The following is a 20,956-nucleotide window of genomic DNA, read 5'->3' on the forward strand; positions in this document are numbered from 1 at the left end:
AAGTTAACCGGTGAATTGATTCCGACCTTTTTGTTTTGCTAAATAAAGTGCTTTATCGGCATTTCGGATAATTTCATTGACTTTGTAAGATTCATTATTGCTTGTGCTATACAAACCAATACTTGCGGTAACGATTCCAAATGGTGACGCTTCGTGAGGCACCTTTAAATCCGCTATTTTTTGTAAAATAGTTTTCGCGATATGCTCAGCTCCAGCCCTATCGGTATCGGGCAAAAGGCATAGAAACTCTTCTCCGCCATAGCGAAATGACATGTCATTTGGACGATGTAAAACGTCTTTTAAAACATTACTGACCGAAATTAGGCATTTGTCTCCACTAATATGCCCATAACTGTCGTTAAAGCGTTTAAACCAGTCGATATCCAGCATAAGGAGTGATAATGGAGACTCGGTGCGACTAGACTGAAGCATATACTTATTCAATACATCTTCGAGTAAATGTCGGTTGTATAGCCCGGTTAAACCGTCGGTAAATGACATTTTTCGCAGAAAGTCAGATTGTGCTTTTAAAGTAAGGTGAGCTTTCACGCGGTTTAACAGTGTAATACCATTAACCGGCTTGGAAACAAAATCGACTCCTCCAGCCTCCCAACATTTATTTTCATCGTTTTGACTTTTAACCGAGGTGATAAAAATAACTGGGATGTGTTGTAGATTTTGATTATTCTTAATTGTCCGACATGTTTCTAACCCCGAAATCCCAGGCATCACCACATCCAATAGAATCAAATCCGGTGTCTGGTGCTGGCAAAACTCTAACGCCTCTTCGCCAGAATGGACAATTTTGGTATTATACAAGTTCGCCAATAAGTCAGCGATAACCATAGCATTGATGGGTTCATCATCGACAATTAAAACAAGTGCCTCTTGCAAGGTACCTTGCTGTACATAATGTTTCCCAATCAACTACTTTGACCTTTTTAGTTATTTAGAAGGTTTATTTTTTACTTTTTGACGTCTTCTTTCGGACTCATTTAATGGCATAAAAAAAGTAAAAATTACTTTTCCACCAATCAATCGGTAGACGATTGTTCAGCTAGCCATCAGAGTCATGAAAGGACGGAGTTACAACAAAAATTTCGACTTTCTGATGATATCAAAAAATAGATTAAATTCCTTTGATTTTTCTCCATTTTGAAATGTCTTTAATCGTCCTCAATAAGGAGCTGATAAATAGCCGAAAGAACAAACTAATGTCTGATAAATAATTAACAATTTCAATAACCTAACCCCCTCATCACCAAGACAAATAAACGATAGAGCAGATTTTACTCACAATACATCGGACCAAGGTGAATGCTTCTGACAATTGTTAAAAATGAATAAGAAAGAAGTAATAAAGCAATGCGTCGTGCTGATATAACAACTAGGTGCTTGTTTTTGATTTCTAAAAAGCGACTTGGCTTAAATCAAAGGGAAAATGAATTACCCACAATATAGACGCCTATTAATTAATCAAAACTCATTAAACCTTTTGAATACAGCCGAATAAATTGAAATATCAGTCCTCTAGCGGTTGCATCATGTTTAAAATTCCACTAAGTTTTAGCATTCAGGTCTGCTCAGTGAATCAATCGATAGTAGATCAATAATTCGATTGTTCTTTATGCAGTAGGAGTGAACGTTGGAGATGATTACGTCGGAGTATCTGGTGGACAGAATTGCCTCTGGCGAGACTCAAGCTGAGCAACAATTGGTTAATAAATATTGGAAAAGTCTATTTTTTATTTTGAAAAAACAGGCTGACGATGACGAATTAGCCAATGACATAGCCCAAGATACTTTCCTCATAGTTATCGACAACATTCGCAATGGTAAAATTGAAAATAGCTCAGCAGTCGGCGCCTATATTCGTCGGACCGGGCTTAATTTGTTGATAGCCCATTTCCGCAAGGAGTCGCGGCGTAAAACCGAATATTCAGATTCAATCGACTTGGAATACCCAGACACGTCGAAATCCATTTTTAATTCACTCAATTCTGAAAAATTAGTACAAATTGTACAACAGGTTATTGATGAATTACCTGCCCAACGAGATCGAGATTTATTGTATCGTTATTTTGTCTATGGCCAATCCAAACAACTAATTTGCGACGAGTTTGAATTGAGCCCAGCGCACTTTGACAGAGTGTTATACAGAGCGCGCGAAAGACTTAAAGATGTCATTCAACTTAAATTAGGTATTGATCTAAATAAAACAACATTAACATCACTATTGAGCCTTGCCTTAGCCTGTCAAGTTTCAGTTTCTGCCCAGTCTTCTTCAATTGATAATTTTTTTCACAATCAGGTGAGAGAAATCCAAATCCCGCAACACTTGGTTATTAACACCGACACGGAAGAATAGAACGGCCATTTGGGAAAACTATATAATTATGGTTTGTTGGCTGGAGAAAATAAGAGGTTCTAATGACACCAATGGATCAAGCATATATCGAAAGACGTGATATCGCCAATCGCTATATGCAAGGCAAGCTCTGTGCAGAAGAATGTGAAGAATTTGAAATTTACCTAATGGAAAATCCTGACGTTGTAGACCAATTGCAGCTCGACTCGATGTTTATTAAAGCGTTACCGTTTTTAGCTCAAAGCCCGAAACAAAAACCAACGTTTTGGCAATTGTTGTTTGCGACACCTGCGCGCGCTAGCATAGGTACTCTTTGTGCCGGTGCTCTGCTGTTTTCGTTAGTTGTCAATTTTGAACATTTGGTCACGTCGAATAGTACGTTCTCTTCGCCTTCCATGGTTTACGTGTCTTCAGCAAGAGGCAACACCTCCAATGTTGATCAGACATTTTCTCTTAATGATGTCTCATCATCTGTTTCTCTAGTCCTTCAAGACGAGTTTGATGTTACTAAAACATATCAAATCAACATGTTTATTAACTCCTCATCGAGTCCAATCTATACCGCGTCCTACACCCCTAACACCGAAGGGGAAGTAGTCATATCGGTAGATAAAGAGATGTTGCAAGTTGGTTTGATAGAAATTCAATATTCCCTTGATGAATCAAACAATAGAAATAAGAAATCGTTGGTAGTAGCAGTAAGAGATTAGTTATGTTGGATTTTAGTTTCACCCACAAACTTAAAAAGATGTGGAATCCCGATTATTTGAGTGATCCTGTATTACTGCAAATTGCAGAAAAATTATTGGAAAATAACAATACAGTACCATCAAGTAATCTTGATGCGGGAATGACTTATTTTGGGCAAATGATTGCTCACGATATTGCACCACATACCACCCCACCAGATCACCCAGTCAGAACGGTAAGCAATGAATTGTTACTGGAAAGTCTATATGGTCAAAACAATAGTATTGTGAATGACAGATTTGAGTTGCGCCCAATACAATGGCAAGGGGTAAAAGGTTTCGACGTTGCAAGAGACGACAATGGTAAAGCGCGAATTCCCGAACACCGCAATGACATCAACGATATTATTTGTCAGCTACATGCATTCTGGCAGAATTTTCACAACCAATTAATAGAAGCTCCATATCATTTCGATTTTGAAAATGCTAAATGCCACACCATACTAACCTTTCAGTTTGTGACCATTGAATATTATCTAAAAAATCTTTTAGATCCGCATATTTTTGAGGTGTATTTTAATCAACAGGCAAAGCCTGAATTACCCTTCAAAACCGAGCAGCGCTTAGATTATTTTCACAATAGTGCATTTCGTTTTGGTCACAGTATGGTGAGAAATAGTTACGCACTTAGGCGCTTTCAACCTGAAGTACCGTTGACCTCGTTGTTTGCATCTTCACAAAAAGTACAAGATAAACACGTAATTCAATGGCGTCGTTTTTTTGGAGACAATCAAAAAGCCAATAAAATTGATCTGTCTTTATCAGATGCCATGTCAAAAATACGTTTTCCTTCTGACAATTCAGAAATGATCCGTATTATCTTTAAAAATATATTGGCTGGGCTAAACAAACAAATTCCATCTGGATACAACATTGTTAAAAAAATCAATGCTCAAGCCGAGCTAAACGACATTTTTCAAATGACTCCTCTGGAAAAATTGTCACCGCAATTTGATGGCATTGAAAAGCTCAATATCCAGAACTTGCCACTTTGGACATATATCCTGCAAGAAGCCGCTACCACTCAAAACGGAGAAAGGCTTGGTAAACTAGGGAGTATTCTAATTGCAGATGTATTACATGACGCTATCAATACTAAAGCCCTATCAATTTTCAAAAACGGTACTTATGATAAACGTCATGCATTGATGGTATTAGACGAAGTGAAAGATAAGTTACTCGACGAGAACAACAATGTAGACTTGCATAAACTTTTCAATGTGAACTAAGGAAACTGTATGCCCGACCAAATAATAAGAGAAATTACAGCTTTAGGCATAGAAGCGGTCGAACAATCTGGCGGAACTAAAACGCAGGAAGAAATAGTTTCACAAATTAGTCCTTGGTTTTTTGTTCCACAAAGAAGGTACTTTATTGAGATCAGTAAGAAAAAAATTGCTGATCTACTATATGTACAAGAAACGGCTGTCAATCAAGACGGTTCAAGTGCTAACGAATGGCCTGAGTTATTCAGATTAGCATCAGACAACACCGTATTTGTATTAAATGAAGATAAAACGCAACTGGTCAATATAAACGATGGCATCTCAACCATTATGTTTGATGATTTAGAAGGGTGGCACATCAAAGAATGGACCAACTTTCTACCGGCGGATGACAATCCAGATAGCGATATTATTGCCCATGTGATTTGGCAAGATAAATACGGAAACATAGCTAAATCAAAACACAGTTGGATAGTTTACCTTCTCGATTAACCCGCATCGCTGACTAAAAGTGCCACTTCCTCAAGGTGGCACTAGCTCCAAGTTTCTTATCCCAAACAAAATTTATAGGTTACAATGTGCCATCCATTGTTAACCAAAGACGTGTTTTGCTAAATATGTTCCGTTTTTTGTCCTACAGTCTTATCTTGTTGTGTGCCAGTTTTACCTGTAGTGCAATGGAATCTACCGCATTAACAGTCAATCAAGTTGGCCATGCAGCACTATTGAAGTTGAGTCATGCCGACCAGCCTTTAGAAATTGAAATTTTCGTTAATAATCAATTGATTGAAAAAAAAGATATAGACAGCAAAGATACCGAGTATTTTAGCCTAATTCAGTTCCCACAAGCCGATACTGAAACCAATAAAATTAGGGTGCTGGTAAATTATACTAAAATTTCTCCTAAAATCAGTTTGATAGAATTAGACAATACAGATTATTCTGCGTACCAAAACGTTATCGATATTTTGGCTACTCCTGCACAAACGCAAACTAATCAGCCCTATTCAATTGTTTCGCAAATAACCAATAGTGATCTAAATAGCGACTTCTCCAGATGGACGCTTCGCCGACTAATGGAAAATGCAAAGCAAGTTAAAAATGGCTCTCTTGGCTTTATTACTAGCTTTAATTTAAATCAATTCAGCGCCCAAGACATTATTGCTCAATGCGCAGTTTGGACTTCATCTTTTGAGCCTGAGAGCCAAATAGATGACCCAGTCAAAACCCAAGTTGCCGCACAATTAGCTGCAACTCTGTATGTTTATTCTAAACATCATGGCCAACTTAGTAATGATCAAACCGCGCTTCTAAACCAATCAAAATTTATTCAACATTGTGGAAGCATGTTTGCTGATATCGCCCATTCCCAACAAGCAGGTTTGGATCTGGATGTATACGCTAAAAATTTATATCAACAAGTACTCGAAGCACTATCTAAATCTCCTAATTGGCTGACGGCAGACATACTTCATCACCTTTGGTTCTATTACAATTTTGAAGACAAACATAACTTGGCATTAGAAACCGTTAAAAATGCGATTTCTAAAGCAGAAAATGCCCCTGAATATCGATTTTTAATGGCCGAACTCTATAGTAATGCTTTTTTATCTTCCTACCGAGAAGGCGCGTTTGCTCAAGCTCATAATTATTTAAATAAAGGGTTAAATATTATCAGTGATTCTAACAGCCCAGGTATTGCCCCCTTGTTATTTAGTAAAGGTTTTCTGCTTTTCCAAACAGGTGAATATGACACAGGTTCACGTTACTTTTCCAATACCATAAATCAGGTACAAAACACCTTGCCCAATCAGCAATGGGAACTTGCACGTTGTTTGAATTTAGGTCAGCAAGATTTAATGATTGCAAGAGCCGCCGTTATGATAGGGGCGACAAGTCGAGAGGAAGGTGATTTTGATGGGGCCAATCAATGGTTAGAGTGCGCCGAGCATTTATTGAAGAACCAACAGGATTATTATCAAATTGTATTACAAGTCGAACTCGCAAAAACGGCAATTAAACAAAAAGAATTCACTAAAGCCCAAACACACTTAAACAATGTATTTAACGATCCAAGAACACTTCACACCACTCAAATTGATGCAAAAATCCTGAAATTCAAAATAGACAATGTGTATTTAGCTAAGCCGATTGATAAAGATGAGCTTCAAGAGTTAGCAGCACTATTAGATTACGACAGTTTTTATAACGAAGATATTATTGATATTGAAAACAAAACCTACCCCATTAAACAGATCGAAGTATTTACGTTATTAGTTCAAATAAGTCAGCAAGAAAAATCTTTTAAGTGGGTTGATATTTTTGCTGAGAAGGCGATGTCATTAATAGAAAAGAGTCGATTAACCGTAGCCAATCCGCAAGCTTGGAATGCGGCTAGATTTAGTTTTATTAATACCTATATTACCTCGTTATTAGATAATGAGCGCATTAAAAATCAACCTCGTCATCACTACGCTAGACTTTTCGAAGTTTTGGAAAAGTACTATTCAGTTGACCCAAAACAAGAGAGAAACCTGTTTTCTATCGATGAAGTTGCGAGTGAAAATGAGGCGCAAATTCAACTTTTGTACAATATTTGGTTAGCAGAAGAAAAACAGATGTTGTTAAGCGACTCATCAAGCGAAAAACTCCGATTAGTTGAAGCAAGAGATGATTATCTAGCTAGAGTATTGAACGAACAAAATCACGATTCGAAAATTGCTAATATATCCTTAGATGCATTTCAACAATCGTTGCCATCAGATCAAATGTTGGTTAGATATTTTTCTGATGGACACACCATGTTTTCACTTAACGTCACACACAACGATATATCGGTTCAAAAAATAGCAAAAGTGGCAGAGATTGCGGAGATGGTAAAAAACTACGTTCACGGCACATATGCTTCTAGCAAACCATGGTTGAACACACAGTTTCGGGATATTTCTTTACTGCCAGTTGATGTCATTGAACAGCAAAAAATAACTAAAATTTTGATTATTCCCGATGAAAGTTTACATAAGATGCCGTTCTCTATGTGGAATACTGCCACAACAGCAGAAAGCTACAAACCATTAGTTGAAACCTCACAATCGGTTTTTATTACATCTGCCACTTCATATTTTGAGCAGACATTTTCAACTGACGCTGAGAACTTTGAAATTTCCATTTTTGCAAACCCTGATTTCACTGCACAGGTGAATGACATTACACCTGGATCCATATCTGAACGTTTAACATTAGCGGCTTTACCAGGCACGCTTAAAGAAGCAAAGTACGTAGCTAATTTATTTGCTGGTCACCAAATAAATAAAGGCTTTGCCGAAAATGCGACTAGTCAATTTTTAATGTCTAAAAAAGTTCGTAATTCAAACATTCTGCATATTGGAACACACGGCTATTTCGATAAAAAATTACCGGATATTGTTGGCGTATTAACCGCTGGAGAGAATATTAAAGGTAATTTAACCCCTGGATTTTTAAGCTTAAATCAATTGCTAAGTAAACCTGTATCTGCTGATTTAGTGTTTATTAGCGGCTGCGAAACTATGGTTGGGAAAAATTATAAAGGCTCAGGGATGCGTAGTATTACGCGAGGATTTTTAGCCCAAGGTGCTAAGACGGTGGTGGGTACTATTTGGGCTATTCAAGATCGACCGACTTCAGAATTCGTGAAACAGTTTTACGCAAACTTAGTGGAATCCGAAGGGGACGCCCCCAAAGCGCTACAGTTAACCCAATTTAGATTTCACTCTTCGGGCAAATATCGTCATCCAAAATACTGGGCAGGATTTGTACTCACCTCTTCAAATCAAGGCGACAGTCAGATTTTCGGGCCAGAATTAGCGAATAATTTATTTCCTCACTAAAACGTGTAAAATTATACCCTTAAAAATCACAAAATCTTCGTGTTGCGACTAATCTATACACAAACATAACGTGAAAAGTACACGGGGCAGCAGGGGCAAAAGTATGAACGATACATTTTTATTCGCTGATGATATGCCGGAAGAAGAGGATTCCTTTGATTATAAATGGAATGTTTTAGTTATTGATGACGAACCTGAAATTCACAACATAACCAAAATCGTACTCAATGATCTAGTCTTTGATGATGGACGACTAGCGTTACATAGCGCCTATACTGCAACCGAAGCTAAAAATATAATTTCAAATAGCCAACACGACTTTGCCGTAGCGATAGTGGATGTTGTGATGGAAACAGTTCATGCCGGTTTAGACTTTGTCAAATGGGTTAGAGAAGATTTAAATAACCATAAGATTCGGCTATTCCTGCGTACAGGACAGCCTGGTGAAGCCCCAGAAGAAAGTGTTATTCGGGAATACGATATCAATGATTACAAAAATAAGACCGAATTAACCGCGTTGAGATTAAAAACCTCTGTTTATTCTGCACTACGTGGTTATAGAGATATCTTAACCATAGAAAAACACCGAATCGGTCTGGAAAAAATCATTGCTGCTTCTTCCGAGTTTATTGAATGTGACACACTTCCTCAGTTTGGTTCGGCAATATTAAAGCAAGTAGCAGTAGTCTTAGGTATCGAGGAAGAGGCGGTAATTTGTTGCGCGGTTGCCAAAGACGCAAATAATAATTTGAGTAATGTTCATATACTTGCGTTGAACCAACCGCAACCGGTTGAGATGGAGACCTCGCTGTCATTGAGTAGCGAGGTTAATGCGCGAATCAAACGGGCATTGGCACTCAAACATTCGATTTACGAAGAAGATTATTTTATTGGTTACTTTACCACTAAGCGCAACACAGAAAATGTACTTTACGTAGCTCAAAATAAGCAATTAGAACCCATGCAACATCGTTTATTGGAGTTTTTCGCCCACAATATTGCCGTAGCTCATGAAAATCTGAAGCTACGCGATGTCATTAAGGACTCTCAAAAAGAATTGTCTTATATTATTGGCGAAGCGGTTGAAATGCGCAGCAAAGAAACCGGTAGTCACGTTAAACGGGTAGCGCAAACCAGCTACATGCTAGCAAAGCTATATGGTCTAGATGATTTCGACTCAGAGATGATTAAACTTGCCTCCCCACTTCATGATGTGGGGAAAGTAGGGATTCCTGATTATGTGTTAAACAAGCCTGACAAATTAGATAGCCTTGAATGGGAAGTGATGCAAACCCATGCTCAAATCGGGTTTGAAATGTTGGCTAGAACTGATAACCCGATTTTGCAATTAGGGGCCACCATAGCAAGACAGCATCACGAAAAGTGGGATGGCACAGGTTACCCACAAGGTCTTCAAGGTGAAGAGATTGCTATTGCTGGGCGCATAACTGCACTTATGGATGTATTTGATGCTTTAGGAAGCAAGCGTTGTTATAAAAAACCATGGGCTAATCAGGAAATTATCGATTTCCTAAACGAGCAAAGAGGTAAAGCATTTGAACCTAAACTAGTCGATTTATTATTGACCAATATTAGTCAGTTTAATCAAGTTAGAGAGCAATACCCCGACAAATTTTAGGCCAAATTGCCCACATAAAAAAACGCATTTCAAAGTCAATTTTAAAATGCGTTTAATGGCTCTTGATTATTAAAATGAAGCTACAAGATAAAGCGACTCAAATCTTCATTATCAACAAACTTATCTAGATGTTCATTGACGTATTTAGCGTCTACCAGTACGGATTCGTTTTCCATTTCAGATGCATCAAAAGAAATATCTTCCATTAACCGCTCCATCACAGTATGCAGACGTCGAGCACCAATATTTTCAGTCCGCTCATTCACTTGCCAAGCGGCTTCAGCGATACGTCTTATACCGTCTTCAGTGAAGCTAACGCCAACTCCTTCAGTACCCATAAGCGCAATGTACTGCTCAGTGAGCGAAGCATTTGGCTCTGTTAGTATGCGAACGAAGTCTTCCACACTTAACGCTGAAAGTTCCACTCGAATTGGTAAACGTCCTTGCAACTCAGGTATTAAGTCAGAGGGTTTACTCATCTGGAAAGCACCTGAGGCGACAAACAAGATATGATCCGTCTTAACCATTCCATGTTTAGTCGATACCGTCGATCCTTCAACTAAAGGCAATAGATCCCGTTGCACACCTTCGCGAGAAACATCGGCGCTGCCAGTGCCTTCTCGTTTACAGATTTTATCGATTTCATCAATAAAAACGATACCGTTTTGCTCAACGTTAAACAGTGCTTTATCTTTCAATTCTTCCTGATTAACTAATCGCGCAGCTTCTTCTTCAACTAAAAGTTTAAATGCTTCTTTAATTTTTAGTTTCTTTTTCTTCTTTTGAGAACCAGATAAATTCTGAAACATGCCCTGAAGTTGATTGGTCATTTCTTCCATTCCAGGAGGCGCCATGATCTCTACCCCTACTTGAGGCAAAGCAACATCAATTTCAATTTCTTTATCGTCTAATTGACCTTCTCTTAATTTTTTACGGAAAGTTTGACGAGTACCTTTATCTTCAACTTTCTCTTTTTCACCCCACGCATTTTCTGGTGGTGGTAAAAGTGTATCAAGAATACGGTCTTCAGCAGCTTCTTCAGCTCGATACTTCACTTTTTCAGTTTCTTGCTCTTTGGTCATCTTAATAGAGATGTCTGCAAGATCTCGAATGATGCTTTCTACTTCTTTACCAACATAGCCCACTTCTGTGAACTTGGTTGCTTCTACTTTAATAAAAGGAGCATTGGCCAATTTAGCTAGGCGACGGGCGATTTCGGTTTTACCAACACCAGTAGGACCAATCATCAAGATATTCTTTGGGGTTACTTCCTGACGTAATTCAGGTTCTAATTGCATACGACGCCAGCGATTACGAAGTGCAATTGACACTGCTCGCTTTGCATCTTGCTGACCAATAATGTGCCTGTCCAACTCGTGGACAATTTCTCTTGGGGTCATCTCAGACATAAAAAACCTTTAAATAGTGTCGCACTGAGCGATTAAATCAGTGCTATTAAAATTAGTAATTCAACGTTTCTATTGTTTGGCTGTGGTTGGTAAACACACATATGTCACCAGCAATCGTCAGACTCTTTTCTGCGATTTCTTGTGCGCTCAACTCTGTATTTGCCAGTAACGCGGTAGCTGCCGCTTGGGCATAGGGACCACCTGAACCAATAGCGATGAGATCTTGCTCTGGCTGCACCACATCACCATTACCGGTAATGATAAAAGAAGCGGTATGATCAGCCACGGCCAATAACGCTTCTAACTTACGTAACATCCTATCGGTTCGCCAATCCTTTGCCAGTTCTACTGCAGCTTTAGTTAAATGCCCTTGATGCATTTCCAATTTACTTTCGAAACGCTCAAAAAGAGTAAAAGCATCGGCAGTGCCACCAGCAAATCCGGCGATTACTTTGTCGTTGTAGAGTCTACGCACTTTTCGTGCATTGCCTTTCATAACAGTGTTTCCTAACGAAACCTGCCCGTCACCTGCGATGACGACTTGATTATTGCGGCGTACGGATACAATGGTAGTCACGTCTGCTCCTTGTTTAGATCAACTTTATCAACCCACGTTAAATGCGAGTCACGATTCATGGAGTATATGTGGGGAGCGGGAAGGAATTTTCAAGCATTAAGGTTTAAGTATCTTAAAAAATGAAGACGATATAGGTGGATCAGCCCCAAATTTCACGTTTTGGGCTCAAGGCCATGCTACAAATGCAAAACAATCTGTAGGCGGGCGCTTTAGCCCCGTGGGAGATTTTAAATCCATGGCCTAAAGGCCATGCTACAAATGCAAAACAACCTGAAGGCGGGCGCTTTAGCCCCGTGAGAGATTTTAAATCCATGGCCTAAAGGCCATGCTACAAATGCAAAACAATCTGTAGGCGGGCGCTTTAGCCCCGTGGAAGATTTTAAATCCATGGCCTAAAGGCCATGCTACAAATGCAAAACAACCTGTAGGCGGGCGCTTTAGCCCCGTGGGAGATTTTAAATCCATGGTCTGAAGGCCATGCTACAAATGCAAAACAATCTATAGGCGGGCGCTTTAGACCCATGGGAGATTTTAAATCCATGGCCTTAAATCCATGGCCTAAAGGCCATGCTACAAATGCAAAACAATCTGCAGGCGGGCGCTTTAGACCCGTGGGAGATTTTAAATCCATGGCCTGAAGGCCATGCTACAAATGCAAAACAATCTGTAGGCGGGCGCTTTAGCCCCGTGAGAGATTTTAAATCCATGGCCTAAAGGCCATGCTACAAATGCAAAACAATCTGTAGGCGGGCGCTTTAGCCCCGTGGGAGATTTTAAATCCATGGCCTGAAAGCCATGCTACAAATGCAAAACAATCTGTAGGCGGGCGCTTTAGCCCCGTGAGAGATTTTAAATCCATGGCCTAAAGGCCATGCTACAAATGCAAAACAATCTGTAGGCGGGCGCTTTAGCCCCGTGAGAGATTTTAAATCCATGGCCTAAAGGCCATGCTACAAGGCTTAAAGGTCCCAGTACCAAATTTGGCAGGAACCAATACCAATACGCTGGATAACATGTCGGTCTGTCTCAGCATCTCTTTTATAATCGTATGGACCTAAAATGACACGATACCAAAGACCATTTTTACCTTCACTGGCCTTCACTAACGATTCTAATCCTTGCAGAGCCAATTGGGCGCGCATTTTTTCGGCTTGCTGTTTTTGCCTAAATGAACCACATTGCATCAAATAAGGTCGTGCTGACTTTTCTTGTTCTTTACGATCTATCTCTACGCTACCGTGTTCAAGTTCTTCAGGATAAATATATTCTTCTTCTGGCATTTCAGGTAATGATTCCTGATCATTGGTCTTCCCTTGTACCTTTTGCTTTTGTGGTTTTGGTTCCACTTGCGGCTGTTCTTGTGGAACCTCGTCTGAACTAGATGGGTGGCTTATGGCCCATAAAAAATAAGCAAAACCGCTGACGAGTATTAAGGTAATAAGAAATGGAAACCAAGGACGCTTCGGCTTTTCCACTTTTTTGACTGGTTTCTTTTTAGGTGCCTGACCGCGCTTTACAAAATCTTTGTGTGCCATATTTATTATTTTAATAAGTGAGAGTGATTTCTAGGGTAATGAACTAACGGCAATGCATTTGAAATATATGATTAGTGATTACTCAGACGATGCATCTTATTCCTGAGTTCAAGGCAAATAGTATCGTGAACAGCCACATAAAACCAACAATAAAACCAAGATTTAGATGAAATCTTGCGGATCGATATCAATTGACCATCGGACTTTTCTTGCGCTGGGTAATGCCTCAATTTCAGTTGCGAAATGGCCAATAACGTGATTTAGCAAAGCGCGACTTTGACTTTGCATTAACAGTTGCATGCGATATTTCCCTTGCCGTTTTTCCATAATGGCAGGAATAGGCCCAACAACACGAATCTGCGGATGTTGCGTCATTTGCGCTACCTGAGACAAAAACTCAAAGCCATCTTGAGCCTTCAATGATTCCGTTCTAAACAGTGCGTGAAAACTAAAAGGCGGTAAATTGGCTAACTTTCTTTCCGAAAGTGCAAAGCGTGCAAAATGACCATAGCCGTTATGAATCAAGTCTTGCAACAATGGGTGTCCAGGTTGATGGGTTTGCAACCACATTTCGCCCGGTTTTTGGGCTCTACCCGCTCTGCCAGAAAGCTGAGTGATTAGTTGAGCGAGATGCTCTGAAGCTCTAAAGTCTGCACTGAAAAGTGCACCGTCAGCATCTAAAATCACCACCAGAGTGACATTTGGAAAATGATGACCTTTAGATAAAATTTGGGTGCCAATTAAAATCTGATGGGCTCCAGCATTAATTTCTGTTAATAAATTGTCTAACTTTGCTTTACCTCGCACACTATCACTGTCGATTCTCACCGCACTGTATTGAGGAAATTGTTGTTCCAAATACATGGTTAATTGTTCAGTACCGACTCCTTGAGTGAGCAACTCATGATGACCACATTCTTTACATTGTTTAGGTAATGCCTTAGCCGCACCACAGTGATGACATTGCATTTTGTGTAACGACTTGTGCACTGTGTACGGTTTATTGCAACGTTTACACTCTTCCACATGCCCACAACTGTGGCAAAGTAAAGCAGGTGCATATCCTCGACGATTAACAAATAACATCACTTGATTACCCGCTTTCAAGTGCTGTTCAATGCGGGTAAGCATGCCGCTCGCTAAACCAGCAGTTAATGGCTGGTTAGTAATATCTAAAACACTTTGTTTAGCCTGCAAGGCGTTACCCGCACGTTGATTAAGCTGCAATAGCCGATAGCGGCCAGATAACGCGTTGTTCAGCGACTCTAAACTAGGTGTTGCTGAACCCAATATAAGTGGAATCTTATGTTCTTTTGCACGTATTACGGCTAAATCACGGGCACTGTATTTAAGACCATCTTGCTGTTTATACGAAGCATCATGCTCTTCATCAACAATTATCATTCCAGGACGCGCCATAGGGGTGAAAATTGACGAACGTGTTCCAATAATGATCCCCAGCTTGCCGGAACGACTTTTTTGCCACACTGCCAAGCGCTCGTTATCGGTTAGATTAGAATGCAAAATCCCCACTTCAATCCCAAAGCGTTTTTCAAAGCGTTTTACAGTTTGCGGTGTTAAACCAATCTCTGGTACCAGGATTAATACTTGTTTGTGGCTTTTTAGAACCTCTTCAATGCTTTGTAAATACACTTCGGTTTTACCACTACCGGTAATCCCTTCCAATAAAAAGCTTGTGTATTGGGCTAACGATTGACTGATTGCAGTTATTGCTAGGGCTTGTTCAACATTGGGTTGGGGCTTTTCAATGGATCCGTCAATAGTAAATTGAGACCTTTCGTTTTGTTCAAAAACTGATTCCACTTTAGCAATCTTTTTTTCCACTAAAGCTTTGATAACACCGTCGGTATAGGTCTGTTTTAGTGTACTCAGTGATATCGGTCGCTGCAAAAGTTCGATATAAAGTTCGCGTTGCTTTTTAGCTCGATTGAGTTGCTCAGGGATCTCGTCTTGATTCGCATCCGTTAAACACAGCATTTGAATTGGTTTAGGCTTGTCAGATTCACCCTTACGCAATGCCACTGGCAATACGGTGTGCATCACTTCACCAATTGGGTGATGGTAATAGCTCGCCAACCAATTACACAGGGACAGTAGCGTTTTATCGATTACAGGCTGCTCGTCGATAACCTGATTGATCGGTTTTAATTTACTTAAAAAAGGAGAGTCCTCGGTGGTTGAAAACACAATACCTATAAGCTCTCTGGGCCCAAATGGCACCCGAACACGACAACCAGGCAGCAGGTCGCCATCTGCATGAAGATAATCGAACAATTGTCGTTTGGGTAACGGCAGTGCAATTTGATAAATGGGCATGGGCTAAATTCGATAATCCTAGACGATTTGGTGCTATTAAAGACACGATTTGGTTAACAAACAGTCGAAAAACAACTTGATCAATACAGTCCTTTACATTAATATGCGCGCCTCTTTGCGGCAAGCCGCTATTTAATTTAATTTGCGTATGGTGTGCAACTTCGGGTTGTATAGCGATACGGCCCAGAAATGAGGTAATCCATATGAAACAAGATATTCATCCAGAATACACTGAAATGACAGCTACTTGCTCTTGTGGCAACAAAATTGTTGTTCGTTCAACCCTTGGTAGAGACATGAACCTTGACGTATGTTCAGCATGTCACCCATTCTACACTGGTAAGCAACGTAATGTTGATACTGGTGGTCGTGTTGACAAGTTCAAGAAACGTTTCGGTGCATTGGGCAAAAAATAAGCCTAACTGCTACGAATTGAAAAAGGCGCTTAATGCGCCTTTTTTTGTGCCTGTTTTTTTGGGCGTAATGGACGACTTTATTCGGCAATTAAATCATGAATATGTTTAAGTGACGGCAGCTTTCTTTGAGCTTGATAAAATAGGCGGTTTAATCGCCCAAGTAAATTAATCGAACGACTGGGATCTTTTGGCTTTCGTCGATGAGAACTTGCTGTCTGTAAAAACTCCCATGGTTTTAAATCCATATTAGCAATCTGCTCAGAGCTAATACCTTGCGCTTGAATTGTAGATAAGATACGTTCAGTCTTACTTTCCTGAATTGGAATAATTTGCTTGCCATATACATCGCTAATTGGCTCACCAATTGCCGCCAATGTATTGTTAATGGCCTGCCATACTATGTCATGTTCGAATTGGTAGTTATTCGGTGCATAATACCCCATAATCTCCCATTCCAACTCGACATTACTTACCGCTACTGAACTTTTTAACTCTTCTGAAAAAGATAAATCGGGTCGCGCACCAATGTTATACACATCAACAGAGAAGCCTAAACAAATCACCAAGTCTCCGGTAATTTCAGGATCGTGAAACAGTGCTTCAAACGCAGCTCTTTTTACCCCCATCCAACCATGCACTATAGGAGTTTGAGTTGCAAAATCGCGAACATCGTTAGGTAAATCTTCACCATACTTATCAATAAACAAGGGAAGAGGATCTTGTTGCAGTTGATCATCTGGAACCCATATTTCATATTCCTGTCGATTATCACCTTTACCACGACTTTTGATCCCATAGGACAGATTCGTTGGCCGACATATATTGCGATCCTCCCCTACTCGATGGAAGTATTCCGAGCGAAAACGCTTAATAAAGGGCGCATCTAGACCTGCAAGTGCCGCGGTTGGATAGCGAAAACCTAACTCACTTTTAGTTACTAAAGAAAGACCCGGCAGCACCTTACTCAAAATCGTTTTTACGCCCTTGAGCGCAGTAAGATTCGGCAAAACAACACTACGCTCAGGTTCAATACAATGCCTTTGCCCATCAGCGCTAATGAATTTTGGCGTTTTATGATAACCATATTGGACAAAACCAAGTTGCGCCGCATGGGCGTTTCGAATCAGGGCTAAATCAGAAAACAATGCATCATGATTTTTTATGTGCTTGATTAACGGTCGATTATCAGTCATAAGCTAAGAAGAAGAGAATTACCATTATATTAAGGAGATACCCCGTTATAAAATGATATTGGTTCTAACACAAGTGAAAAGTTTTATATGAGTTCAGATGAAAAGTTATATAAAGAGTGAAAACTTTCAAGGCTTTACAGGATAGAATAATAAGGCGTACATCCTTAATTGCTAACTCATATCATATTCGTGAATAGTATTCATAGCCTCATCTGATATGTGGTTTTGTTTAAGCTATGTTACATTCGACCAATTGGTAGCAGCCGCTTTTGTATACATCTGAAGGTGTTTTAAAGCGCGAGAATTAAAATAATAAGCTGATATTAATTAAATAACCCTTAACCGAGCACTCTGTTACAAGCTGATAGTTTTCAGTTAATTGATGTGTTTACCCTACAAAGTAAGGAACAGGACAGTTATGTCTGATTTTCGACAAAAAGCATTGGATTATCATTCCAAACCTGTACCGGGAAAGATTAGCGTTGAGCTAACAAAACCGGCAGAAAGTGTTACAGATTTAGCATTAGCATATAGCCCCGGCGTTGCCGAACCAGTTAGAGAGATTGCAGCAGACCCTAATGCCGCATATTTATATACTGGTAAAGGTAACATGGTGGCAGTCATTACCAACGGTACGGCGATATTAGGTTTAGGTAATTTAGGCCCGCTTGCATCAAAGCCGGTAATGGAAGGTAAAGCTTTGTTGTTTAAACGCTTTGCCGGCTTAGACTCAATTGATATTGAAGTGACCCATCGTACAACGGAAGAGTTCATCAATACAGTGGCAAGTATCGCCGATACCTTTGGCGGTATTAACTTAGAAGATATTAAAGCCCCCGAATGTTTTGAAATTGAACAAGAGTTGATTAAACGTTGCTCAGTACCCGTATTTCACGATGATCAGCACGGTACAGCAATCGTAACTGCTGCAGGTATGCTCAATGCGTTGGAAATTCAGGGTAAAAATGTCGCTGACGTCAATGTGGTATGTATGGGTGCGGGAGCTGCAGCTGTCGCATGCATGGAACTATTGATTAAATGTGGTGCCCAGCGTGAACGAATTTATATGCTTGATAGAAAAGGCGTCATTCATACTCGTCGTGACGACCTAACCCCTCATAAACAAATGTTTGCTAACAATACTGACAAGCGCACACTTGAAGATGTAATGGATGGCGCAGATGTTTTTGTAGGTGTTTCAGGCCCCGATGTATTGCCAGCATCAGCATTGAAACTGATGGCTGCGAACCCGGTTATTTTTGCTTGTTCAAACCCAGATCCAGAAATTAAACCGGAATTAGCCCATAAAGTTCGTGATGACCTGATTATGGCAACGGGTCGCTCTGATTATCCAAATCAGGTAAACAATGTACTGTGTTTCCCATTTATCTTTAGGGGTGCACTTGATGTTAGAGCTTCTAAAATAAATGACGAAATGAAAATTGCAGCCGTCAATGCCATTCGTAGTATTGCTAAAGAAGCTGTTCCTCAGCAAGTATTAGATGCCAGTGACATTGATAAGTTAGAGTTTGGGCGTCAATACATAATTCCCAAACCTATGGATCCTCGGTTGTGTAAGCGAGTGGCTACTGCCGTTGCCCAGGCAGCTATCGATTCAGGAGTCGCAGCCATTACAGAACTGCCAAAAAACTATTTGGCTGAATAAAGTGAGGCGCTTAGCGCCTTCTTTCTGCAATCCCGGCTAAAAAGGAATTTAGATGCAAATTCGACACAGTGATAAAGCCGACATTCCACAAATTAAACAAATCTATGAACAAACTATAAACTACGCCAATACGCTTCAGTTACCCTACCCTTCGTTGGATAGCTGGGAGGCATTTTTAGGCGACAAGCCGGATAATTTCTATAGTTTAGTTGTCACAGAGCATGCGCAAATCGTTGCTCAGATAGGCATAGAAGTATGTACTAATAATAGACGTAAACACGCAGCAAATATCGGCATGGCGGTGGTACCTAGCAAAAGTAATCAAGGTTACGGTAGTCAATTACTTAAAGCTGCAATTGATTTACTTGAAAATTGGTTGGCCGTCACCCGTATCGAACTAGAAGTGTATACAGATAATGATAGTGCCATTGCGCTTTATAAAAAATTTGGCTTTAAAATTGAAGGGACTGCGCAAAATTACGCATTTAGAAACGGAGAATTAACGGATGTGTATTTAATGGCTAGAATTAAAAGTGTATAGCAGAAAATTCATGACCACCCCATCGCGAGGTGATCTGAATACTTGAATATAACCTAGTCTCTGTTGCGACCAAATTTATCGTGACTACTGACCCAATGCCCGCCAATAACCGCACAAGCCAAAGAAATATCTCCAGCTAATACCGTTGCGGCAACGATCTCTGCGAACTTGTTGGCTTTACCTGTGCCATAACAATCCATCAGTTCAAGACACTCTTTTTGAGTCGGTAAGCCCGTTCCGCCACCATAAGTTGCAACAATTAACGACGGCAAGGTAACAGAAAGGTAAAAATCGCCGTTATCCAAAAGTTCATGGGAAAGTAAACCTGCATGAGACTCCACCACATTGGCTTCATCTTGCCCTGTGGCAATAAATATCGATGCAATTCCATTCGCCGAATGTGGACCGTTGTATGCAGCTCCAGCCATCAACGCGCCGGTATTAGCCAACACAGTAGCCCGAGCCAACATTTTGGTATCGACTTTCATGATCTTTTTAAGCACGTCTTTTTTAAGAACGATTTCAGCGATTACTCGTTTACCACGAGAGTGCAACATGTTCAGGTGGGAATGCTTTTTATCAGTATCCATATTGCCCGATAATAGGTATTCACACTTTTCAGGATAATTCGCCACTATCCATTCGCAAGCAGCAAGGGTTGCTTTACCCACCATATTTTGACCAGCGGCATCGCCAGTGGTGTAGTTAAAACGTAAGTAACGTGTTTTTGAAACAGACCACTGCATGATGTGTTCTAACTTACCAATACTAGTCGTTGTTTCAGCTGCCGCTTTAATTTCTAAGAAGTGTTCATCTATCCACTTGCCGAATTCACGAGCTTCTCTAGCGTTGGCAAAAATAAACGCGGGGGCTCGTTGCATAAACTGTTCAACAACTGTCGTATTGACGCCACCACACTCATTTATAACTCGCATGCCTCGGCTATAACTTGCAACTAAAGTACCTTCAGTTGTCGCTAAGGGTACATGAAATAAGCCATTCGCATATTCACCATTCACCTGAACAGGACCGGCAATTCCGACTGGCATCTGCACGACACCTATGAAATTTTCAATATTTCCAGGGAGCGCTTCTGGGTCGATAGAAAAATGCCCAGTATGTGGCAGTTCCGTGCCTGTTTGTTCGGTAAGGTATTCACGACGCTTCTGAGCCCACTCGAGACTATGATCATTCATTGTATTGCGCGGGATACGCGGTGTTTTTACCATGTTAACTTGTCCTCAATTGGCGATATTTATATGACTATTTATTCACTTAATTAATTTTCAATTAAACAGCTAATGTTCTTAATGCAATCTACCTGCCAAAGCGAGAATAATGCACAAAGATGAATAAATCATGAAACTCACTCGAATCTTGACTATTTTTGCACCAATAATGGGATTTTACAATTGTGGATTGATGCAATTG

The 20,956-nt window shown here is 40.1% G+C and carries 17 protein-coding genes; 10 read left to right on the forward strand and 7 right to left on the reverse strand.

What is annotated here, in order from left to right:
* Positions 1–3 precede the first annotated feature (3 nt).
* The gene (locus tag VUI23_RS18790) at positions 4–927 is read right to left on the reverse strand and encodes a diguanylate cyclase (RefSeq protein ID WP_342805407.1); all 924 of its coding nucleotides are present in this window, start codon (positions 925–927) and stop codon (positions 4–6) included.
* 745 nt (positions 928–1,672) lie between these two features.
* On the opposite strand from VUI23_RS18790, the gene VUI23_RS18795 reads away from it, so the two are divergent.
* The 6 genes from VUI23_RS18795 to VUI23_RS18820 all read left to right on the forward strand — a co-directional run bounded on the left by VUI23_RS18795 (position 1,673) and on the right by VUI23_RS18820 (position 9,851).
* Positions 1,673–2,368 (forward strand): sigma-70 family RNA polymerase sigma factor, encoded by a 696-nt coding sequence (locus VUI23_RS18795; RefSeq protein ID WP_216049128.1) that lies wholly within the window; start codon positions 1,673–1,675, stop codon positions 2,366–2,368.
* A gap of 62 nt (positions 2,369–2,430) precedes the next feature.
* On the forward strand, positions 2,431–3,078 hold the full coding sequence (locus tag VUI23_RS18800; protein ID WP_216049129.1) for a hypothetical protein: 648 nt from the start codon (positions 2,431–2,433) through the stop codon (positions 3,076–3,078).
* Between the two features lie 2 nt (positions 3,079–3,080).
* On the forward strand, positions 3,081–4,346 hold the full coding sequence (locus VUI23_RS18805; protein ID WP_216049130.1) for a peroxidase family protein: 1,266 nt from the start codon (positions 3,081–3,083) through the stop codon (positions 4,344–4,346).
* Between the two features lie 9 nt (positions 4,347–4,355).
* Positions 4,356–4,835 carry a hypothetical protein gene (locus tag VUI23_RS18810; protein WP_216049131.1) on the forward strand — a complete coding sequence of 160 codons (480 nt, stop codon included), beginning with the start codon at positions 4,356–4,358 and terminating at the stop codon, positions 4,833–4,835.
* An 86-nt stretch (positions 4,836–4,921) separates the two neighbouring features.
* Positions 4,922–8,212: a CHAT domain-containing protein gene (locus VUI23_RS18815; RefSeq protein WP_342805409.1), complete on the forward strand. Its 3,291-nt coding sequence runs from the start codon at positions 4,922–4,924 to the stop codon at positions 8,210–8,212.
* Positions 8,213–8,315: 103 nt separating this feature from the next.
* Complete coding sequence (locus VUI23_RS18820; protein ID WP_342805411.1) at positions 8,316–9,851, forward strand: DUF3369 domain-containing protein; 1,536 nt, start codon at positions 8,316–8,318, stop codon at positions 9,849–9,851.
* An 80-nt stretch (positions 9,852–9,931) separates the two neighbouring features.
* Here the strand turns inward: VUI23_RS18820 and hslU are convergent, their stop codons facing one another.
* Both hslU and hslV read right to left on the reverse strand, forming a co-directional pair.
* Positions 9,932–11,260 carry an HslU--HslV peptidase ATPase subunit gene (gene hslU / locus VUI23_RS18825; protein WP_342805413.1) on the reverse strand — a complete coding sequence of 443 codons (1,329 nt, stop codon included), beginning with the start codon at positions 11,258–11,260 and terminating at the stop codon, positions 9,932–9,934.
* 52 nt (positions 11,261–11,312) lie between these two features.
* On the reverse strand, positions 11,313–11,837 hold the full coding sequence (gene hslV, locus VUI23_RS18830) for an ATP-dependent protease subunit HslV (RefSeq protein WP_216049135.1): 525 nt from the start codon (positions 11,835–11,837) through the stop codon (positions 11,313–11,315).
* Positions 11,838–12,413: 576 nt separating this feature from the next.
* On the opposite strand from hslV, the gene VUI23_RS18835 reads away from it, so the two are divergent.
* On the forward strand, positions 12,414–12,551 hold the full coding sequence (locus VUI23_RS18835; RefSeq protein WP_342805415.1) for a hypothetical protein: 138 nt from the start codon (positions 12,414–12,416) through the stop codon (positions 12,549–12,551).
* 245 nt (positions 12,552–12,796) lie between these two features.
* On the opposite strand, the gene VUI23_RS18840 is transcribed toward VUI23_RS18835, so the two are convergent.
* Positions 12,797–13,372 (reverse strand): SPOR domain-containing protein, encoded by a 576-nt coding sequence (locus VUI23_RS18840; protein ID WP_216049136.1) that lies wholly within the window; start codon positions 13,370–13,372, stop codon positions 12,797–12,799.
* Between the two features lie 162 nt (positions 13,373–13,534).
* Positions 13,535–15,709 (reverse strand): primosomal protein N', encoded by a 2,175-nt coding sequence (gene priA / locus VUI23_RS18845; RefSeq protein ID WP_342805417.1) that lies wholly within the window; start codon positions 15,707–15,709, stop codon positions 13,535–13,537.
* Between the two features lie 203 nt (positions 15,710–15,912).
* Here priA and rpmE point away from each other — a divergent pair, with 203 nt between their 5' ends.
* Positions 15,913–16,125: a 50S ribosomal protein L31 gene (rpmE, locus tag VUI23_RS18850; RefSeq protein WP_216049138.1), complete on the forward strand. Its 213-nt coding sequence runs from the start codon at positions 15,913–15,915 to the stop codon at positions 16,123–16,125.
* A gap of 77 nt (positions 16,126–16,202) precedes the next feature.
* On the opposite strand, the gene VUI23_RS18855 is transcribed toward rpmE, so the two are convergent.
* Positions 16,203–17,318: a hypothetical protein gene (locus tag VUI23_RS18855; protein WP_342805419.1), complete on the reverse strand. Its 1,116-nt coding sequence runs from the start codon at positions 17,316–17,318 to the stop codon at positions 16,203–16,205.
* Positions 17,319–17,736: 418 nt separating this feature from the next.
* Between VUI23_RS18855 and VUI23_RS18860 the strand changes: the two genes are divergently transcribed.
* Together VUI23_RS18860 and VUI23_RS18865 are read left to right on the forward strand one after the other, a co-directional pair.
* Complete coding sequence (locus VUI23_RS18860; RefSeq protein ID WP_216049140.1) at positions 17,737–18,984, forward strand: malic enzyme-like NAD(P)-binding protein; 1,248 nt, start codon at positions 17,737–17,739, stop codon at positions 18,982–18,984.
* A 52-nt stretch (positions 18,985–19,036) separates the two neighbouring features.
* A complete protein-coding gene (locus VUI23_RS18865; protein WP_342805421.1) occupies positions 19,037–19,525 on the forward strand; it encodes a GNAT family N-acetyltransferase in 489 nt (162 codons plus the stop codon).
* Positions 19,526–19,578: 53 nt separating this feature from the next.
* On the opposite strand, the gene VUI23_RS18870 is transcribed toward VUI23_RS18865, so the two are convergent.
* Positions 19,579–20,754, reverse strand: coding sequence for a hydroxymethylglutaryl-CoA reductase (locus VUI23_RS18870; RefSeq protein ID WP_216049142.1), 1,176 nt, complete (start codon positions 20,752–20,754; stop codon positions 19,579–19,581).
* Positions 20,755–20,956 lie beyond the last annotated feature (202 nt).

This window comes from Alteromonas sp. M12, from assembly GCF_037478005.1.
Taxonomy (GTDB): domain Bacteria; phylum Pseudomonadota; class Gammaproteobacteria; order Enterobacterales; family Alteromonadaceae; genus Aliiglaciecola; species Aliiglaciecola lipolytica_A.

Bases quoted from the DNA above. Each gene is read 5' to 3' on its own strand.
- VUI23_RS18800 (WP_216049129.1), top strand. From the start codon at position 2,431: ATGACACCAATGGATCAAGCATATATCGAAAGACGTGATATCGCCAAT.
- VUI23_RS18805 (WP_216049130.1), top strand. From the start codon at position 3,081: ATGTTGGATTTTAGTTTCACCCACAAACTTAAAAAGATGTGGAATCCC.
- VUI23_RS18810 (WP_216049131.1), top strand. From the start codon at position 4,356: ATGCCCGACCAAATAATAAGAGAAATTACAGCTTTAGGCATAGAAGCG.
- VUI23_RS18820 (WP_342805411.1), top strand. From the start codon at position 8,316: ATGAACGATACATTTTTATTCGCTGATGATATGCCGGAAGAAGAGGAT.
- hslU (WP_342805413.1), bottom strand. From the start codon at position 11,260: ATGTCTGAGATGACCCCAAGAGAAATTGTCCACGAGTTGGACAGGCAC.
- VUI23_RS18835 (WP_342805415.1), top strand. From the start codon at position 12,414: ATGCAAAACAATCTGCAGGCGGGCGCTTTAGACCCGTGGGAGATTTTA.
- VUI23_RS18840 (WP_216049136.1), bottom strand. From the start codon at position 13,372: ATGGCACACAAAGATTTTGTAAAGCGCGGTCAGGCACCTAAAAAGAAA.
- priA (WP_342805417.1), bottom strand. From the start codon at position 15,709: ATGCCCATTTATCAAATTGCACTGCCGTTACCCAAACGACAATTGTTC.
- rpmE (WP_216049138.1), top strand. From the start codon at position 15,913: ATGAAACAAGATATTCATCCAGAATACACTGAAATGACAGCTACTTGC.
- VUI23_RS18855 (WP_342805419.1), bottom strand. From the start codon at position 17,318: ATGACTGATAATCGACCGTTAATCAAGCACATAAAAAATCATGATGCA.
- VUI23_RS18860 (WP_216049140.1), top strand. From the start codon at position 17,737: ATGTCTGATTTTCGACAAAAAGCATTGGATTATCATTCCAAACCTGTA.
- VUI23_RS18865 (WP_342805421.1), top strand. From the start codon at position 19,037: ATGCAAATTCGACACAGTGATAAAGCCGACATTCCACAAATTAAACAA.
- VUI23_RS18870 (WP_216049142.1), bottom strand. From the start codon at position 20,754: ATGGTAAAAACACCGCGTATCCCGCGCAATACAATGAATGATCATAGT.